5 protein-coding genes are annotated in these 5,952 nt (G+C 68.2%); all 5 read right to left on the reverse strand.

The genetic code is table 11. The features are described 5' to 3' along the window. A partial coding sequence (locus tag Q0716_RS05635; RefSeq protein ID WP_299020665.1) for a Tex-like N-terminal domain-containing protein occupies positions 1-1,419 on the reverse strand: 1,419 nt, incomplete at its 3' end. A 54-nt stretch (positions 1,420-1,473) separates the two neighbouring features. Next, positions 1,474-2,382, reverse strand: coding sequence for an SDR family oxidoreductase (locus tag Q0716_RS05640; RefSeq protein ID WP_299020667.1), 909 nt, complete (start codon positions 2,380-2,382; stop codon positions 1,474-1,476). A gap of 50 nt (positions 2,383-2,432) precedes the next feature. Then, positions 2,433-4,088: an isovaleryl-CoA dehydrogenase gene (locus tag Q0716_RS05645; RefSeq protein WP_299020669.1), complete on the reverse strand. Its 1,656-nt coding sequence runs from the start codon at positions 4,086-4,088 to the stop codon at positions 2,433-2,435. 29 nt (positions 4,089-4,117) lie between these two features. Then, complete coding sequence (locus Q0716_RS05650; protein ID WP_299020672.1) at positions 4,118-5,134, reverse strand: NADP-dependent oxidoreductase; 1,017 nt, start codon at positions 5,132-5,134, stop codon at positions 4,118-4,120. Between the two features lie 53 nt (positions 5,135-5,187). Next, positions 5,188-5,952: SDR family oxidoreductase (locus Q0716_RS05655; protein WP_299020675.1), on the reverse strand; the 765-nt coding region annotated here is incomplete at its 5' end.

Below are 5,952 nucleotides of genomic sequence, written 5' to 3' on the forward strand. Positions count from 1 at the left end.
GCCGAGCGAGCGGGGCTCGATCTTGACTAGCTCGGCCATCGGATCCTGCAAACGGCGGGCGATGGAAACTGCGCCGCGCAGGGTCACATCGAGCTCGGGCAGTTCCTCGCGGGCGATTTTTGAGGCCGAGTAGACCGACGCGCCGGCTTCCGACACGACGATCTTGGTCATCTTCAGCTCGGCCATGTTGCGCACGAGCTCAGTGGCGAGCTTGTCGGTTTCGCGCGACGCGGTGCCGTTGCCGATCGCGATCAGCTCCACCCCATGCCGCAGCACCAACGCGGCCAGCGTCGCCAATGCCCCCTCGACATCGCGCCGGGGCTCGAACGGATAGACGGTGGCCGTGTCCACCACCTTGCCCGTGGCATCGACCACGGCCACCTTGACGCCGGTGCGAATGCCGGGATCCAGGCCCATGGTCGGCCGCGGCCCGGCCGGGGCGGCCAACAGCAGGTCGCGCACATTGGCACCAAACACCTGGATCGCCACCGCCTCGGCCGCCTCGCGCAAGCGGGCAAACAAGTCGCGTTCGATCGACAGGCTTAACTTGACGCGCCAGGTCCAAGCCACGCAACGGCGCAGCCAGTCATCCGCGGCGCGCCCTTGGTGCGACCAGCCCAGCAGCCGGGCCAATCGGCCCTCGGCCAGCGACGGCTGGCCGGGTTCGGGCTCTTGCGGCTGCGCCAGGCACAGGTCCAACACCTCCTGCGTCCGCCCGCGAAACATGGCCAGCGCCCGGTGCGACGGCACACGCGCGATCGGCTCGTCGTGCTCGAAATAATCGCGAAACTTGGCCACCTCGGGGTCGTTGGGGTTGCGCGCGTCGATGCGGCGGCTGCGCAGCAACCCCTCCTGCCACAGCCACTCGCGCAGGGGCTGCACGACGGCCGGATCCTCTGCCCAGCGCTCGCTCAAGATGTCGCGCGCACCATCCAGCACCGCGGCCACCGTGGTGAAGTCGCCGCCCTCCTCGCCCGGCGCGGGTTTGACGTAAGCCTGAGCGGCCGCCTGCGGGTCGAGCGTGGGGTCGGCCCACAGGGCGTCAGCCAACGGCTCCAGGCCCGCTTCGCGCGCGATTTGCGCCTTGGTGCGGCGCTTGGGCTTGTAGGGCAGGTACAGGTCCTCCAAGTCCTGCTTGGTCGGTGCCGCCTCGATGGCGGCGCGCAGGGCGGGGGTGAGCTTGCCCTGCTCCTCGATGCTGCCCAGGATGGCCGCGCGCCGGTCCTCCAACTCACGTAGGTAGGCCAGGCGCTGCTCGAGCTGGCGCAGCTGCGTGTCGTCCAGGCCGCCGGTGGCCTCTTTGCGGTAGCGTGCGATGAAGGGAACGGTGGCACCGCCATCGAGCAGGTCCACCGCGGCCTGCACCTGGGCGGCGCACACGCCGAGCTCGTCGGCGATGCGTTGCACGATCGTCGTCATGGATGGGCATGGGTTGTCCGTGAGCGCGGGAGTGTGCCACAGGACCCGGCGCCCTCAACCCATCGCACGCAGGGCAGCACGCAGCTGCGCGCCCACCTCCGGCCGGTCGGCAAACGGGTCGGGCGGCTCGCGCCCCTCGACGATGGCCTGCATGCGGGCCGCCACGGGTGCCAGCGCGTGCGGGTGGCTGTAGATGTAGAAGCGACCCTGCTCCATCGCATCGAACACACGCTGCGCCACTTCGGCTGCCGTTACTTTGCCGCTGCTGACGGCCTTTTCGCTCATGGCCTGGCCGATGAGCTGGCTGCGCGTGGGCGCGGCAGGCGGCAGCTCGGCAGGACGGTTGCGCTGACTCTGGCTGATACCGGTGGGCACGAAGTACGGGCACAGCACGCTGGCGCTGATCTGATCGGTCACGAGTCGCAAGTCCTGGTACAACGTTTCGGTCAAGGCGACCACCGCGTGCTTGCTGACGTTGTACACGCCCATGTTGGGCGGCGTCAGCAACCCGGCCATGCTGGCCGTATTGACGATGTGCCCGCGCCAGTGCGGATCGGCGCTCGCCGCCGCCAACATCATCGGGGTGAACAGGCGCACCCCGTGGATCACCCCCCACAGGTTGACGCCCAGTACCCACTGCCAGTCGGCCACGGTGTTTTCCCACACCAGACCGCCTGCCGCCACGCCCGCGTTGTTGAATACGAGATGCGGAGCGCCGAAGCGCTCGCGCACGGCATCCGCCAACGCCTCCATCTGCACGCCATCGGACACGTCCACGCGCCGCGCGAGCACGTCGGTGCCCTGCGCGCCCAGTTCTTGCGCCGCGGCATCGAGCGCGTCGGCCTGGACATCCACCAGCACGAGCTTCATGCCCCGCAATGCTGCCAGACGGGCGACTTCGAGCCCGAGACCCGATCCAGCACCGGTCACGACGGCCGTTTTGTCCTTGAAATCTTGCATCATCGGCACATTCTCCTGAGGGCGTTCGGTGATACGTCGGCCCGGCGGCGCCATCAACGCGGGCGAGCGCGCTCGAGGATGGCCGCAAAGTCCGTGCCGCTGGGCAAGGTGCCAAAGCTGCCGCCCCCATCCCCTGCCAAGCGCGAGTCACAAAACGCGCGAAAAACCGCCCCCGGTGCGGTCTGCGCTAGCAGGGCCGCCTGCACGGCGAGCGCCACGTCTTGCGCGAGGCGACGGGCCTCCACCTCGTTGGCCATCATCTCCACGCGGGTGGGCAAGCTCGCGACGAGCCGGTCGAGCGCGGGGTGCACGCCCTTGACGGGCGCCAGTTCCTGCGCGAGCGCCGCGGCGGCATCCGCCTTGCGCAACGCGCGCAGCAGGTCGAGCGCCATGATGTTGCCCGCGCCTTCCCAGATACTGTTGACGGGCATCTCGCGGTAGATGCGGGCCATGATGCCCTCACCGCTTTCTTCCACATAGCCATTGCCGCCGAGACATTCCATCGCCTCTTGAGCAAAGGCGCTGCCGCGCTTGCAGATCCAGAACTTGGCAATGGGGGTCAGCAGGCGCTGGATCACGCGATCGTGCTCGTCGCTGATCGAGCGGTCGAAGCTGCGCGCAAGACGCAAAGCCAGTGCCGTCGCGGCCTCCGACTCGAGCGCGAGGTCGGCGAGCACGTTGCGCATCAGCGGCTGCTCGATCAGGGGCTTGCCGAAGGCCATGCGCTGGCGCGTGTGGTCCAACGCGAGCGAGAGCGCCTGCCGCATCAGGCCGCTGGTGCCGAGCGCGCAATCGAGCCGCGTCAGCGTCCCCATGGCCAGGATCTGCGGCACGCCGCGCCCTTCTTCGCCGACCAGCCAGGCCGTCACGCCGGCAAACTCGACTTCGGAGCTGGCGTTGGCCTTGTTGCCCAGCTTGTCTTTCAGGCGCTGGATGTGCAGCGCGTTGCGCGTGCCGTCGGGCAGGATACGCGGCAGAAAGAGGCACGACAGGCCACTGGCTGTCTGCGCGAGGATCAGGAAGGCGTCGCACATGGGCGCGGAGAAAAACCACTTGTGCCCGGTCACGGTGTAGCGCCGGCCCCAGCTGTCCTCGCCCGCGGGGACGGCTTGCGTGGTGTTGGCGCGCACGTCCGAGCCGCCTTGCTTTTCCGTCATGCCCATGCCCATGGTGACGCCGGCTTTGTCGCGCCAGAGGACCAGCCGGGGGTCGTAGGCGCGGCTCGTGAGTTGCGCCGACCAGTCACGGTAAATCGACGGGTTGTCTTTGAGCGCGGGGGTAACCGCATAGGTCATGGAGATGGGACACAGCACCGAGGGCTCGAGCTCGGTAAACAGCATGAAGGCGGCGGCGCGCTGCAGGTGCGCATGACCGCTCGCCTGTTGTTCGGGCGCAAAGGGCGTGCCGTGCAGGCCCGCGGCGGTCGCGGCGCGCATCAAATCATGGTAGCTCGGGTGAAACTCCACCTCGTCGATGCGCCGACCGAAGCGATCGTGGCTGCGCAGCTGTGGCGCATGGACATTGGCCAGGCGCGCGTGCCTTTGCATCTCGGCCGTCCCCACGAGGGCGCCCAGCGCGTGCAAGCCCGAGGTGTCGAGCTCTGGCGCATGGAAGCGCAATGCGTCCTGCAGCGGGCGATTCGCCTCGAACAGGTTGACGTCGACCAGCGGCTCGGGCTGGTTGAACACCTCGTGCGTGACGATGGGCATGGCAGTCTCCGGGCAAGCGCGAGACGCTCTCAAACCAGCTTGACGAGCTGCTTGCCGAAGTTGCGCCCCTTGAGCAAACCCAAGAACGCCTCGGGGGCGGCTTCGATGCCTTGCGCGATGGTCTCGCGGGGGCGGAAACGTCCGCTGCCGACCAGCTCGCCCAGTTCGGCCAGCGCCTGCGGCCAGACCTCCATGTGCTCGCTGACGATGAAACCCTCGATGCGCATGCGGTTGACGAGGATGAGCGACGGGTTGAGCATCGGCAGGGGCTGGCCGTCATAGCCCGCGATCATGCCGCACATGGCCACGCGAGAAAAGGCGTTGGCGCGCAGCATGACCGCGTCCAAAACCGTGCCGCCGACGTTCTCGAAGTGACCGTCGATGCCGTTCGGGCAGGCCGCTTTGAGCGCCGCCGCCAGCGAGCGCAAGTCGGGGTACTGGCGGTAGTCGACACAGTCGTCGAAGCCCAGCTCGTCGCGCACGTAGGCGCACTTGTCGGGGCCGCCCGCGATGCCCACCACGCGGCAGCCGCGCTGCTTGGCCAGCACGCCCACGGCGCTGCCCACCGCACCGGCAGCCGCGCTGACCGTTATGGTCTGGCCAGGCTTGGGCTCGATGATTTTGACCAGGCCGTACCACGCCGTCACCCCCGGCATGCCCACCGCGCCCAGGTAATGGCTGGGCGGAATGCGCGAGACATCCACCTTGCGCAACGCACCCGGCTGGTCGGCATCGACCACGCTGTACTCCTGCCAACCACCCATGCCAACCACCCAGTCGCCCGGGGCGTAGCGCGGGTGGCGGCTCTCCACCACCTGACCGACCGTGCCGCCAATCATCACTTCGCCTAGCGGCTGGGGAGCGGCGTAGCTTTTGCCCTCGTTCATGCGCCCGCGCATGTAAGGGTCCAGGCTCAGATAATGGTGGCGCACCAGCACCTGGCCCTCCGACAGCGCGGGGATTTGCGTCTCAACGAGACGAAAGTTTTCGAGGCTGGCCTCGCCCTGGGGGCGGCTGACCAGAAGAATCTGCTTGTTCGACGGCATGGACTTGGCTCCAGGTAAAACGATGCAAGGACCGATGAGCGCCCGGCGCCCTTTCAACCACCGATGACGGCGCTGACCCCGCCATCGACCGCGAGCCACTGACCCGTGATGTGTTTGCCCGCGTCGGACGCAAACAGCACTGCGGCCCCCTTGAGGTCCTCATCGTCACCCAAGCGGCGCAGGGGCGCGTGCGCGGCCAGCCGTTCCTCGCCCATCGCCTGCAGGGTGCCGCGCGTCATCTTGCTGGGAAAGAAGCCAGGGCAGATGGCGTTGACGCGGATGCCGTAGGGCCCCCACTCCGCCGCCAGCGCGCGCGTGAAGTTGATCACCGCGCCCTTGGACGTGTTGTAGGCGATGGTTTTCATCTCGGGCGGGTTGCCGCCCAGCCCGGCGATAGAGGCGACGTTGACGATACTGCCCCGCCGCCGCGCGATCATGCTGTGCTTACCCACTGCCTGGCTGAGCAGGAAGTAGCCGCGGATATTGAGGTTCATGACCTTATCCCAGGCCTCCAGCGGGTGGTCTTCGGCCGGCGCCCCCCAAGCCGCCCCGGCGTTGTTGACCAGGATATCGATGTCGCCCAGGCGCTGCAGGGTCTCACTGACCAAGCGCTGGATATCCTCCTCGCGCGCGCAGTCGGCTGCCATCCAGCGCGCATCGATGCCCTGCGCCTGCAGCTGCTGCACCGCGCCTTCCAGCTCATCGGCTTTGCGCGCGGTCAGCATCAGCTTGGCGCCCGCCTTGCCCAACGCTTGGGCGATTTGCAGGCCCAGGCCGCGCGAGCCCCCGGTCACGAGCGCGGTGCGCCCCGTCAGGTC

Origin of the sequence: uncultured Tepidimonas sp. (genome assembly GCF_938045175.1) — a bacterium.
In the GTDB taxonomy this organism is placed as follows: domain Bacteria; phylum Pseudomonadota; class Gammaproteobacteria; order Burkholderiales; family Burkholderiaceae_C; genus Tepidimonas.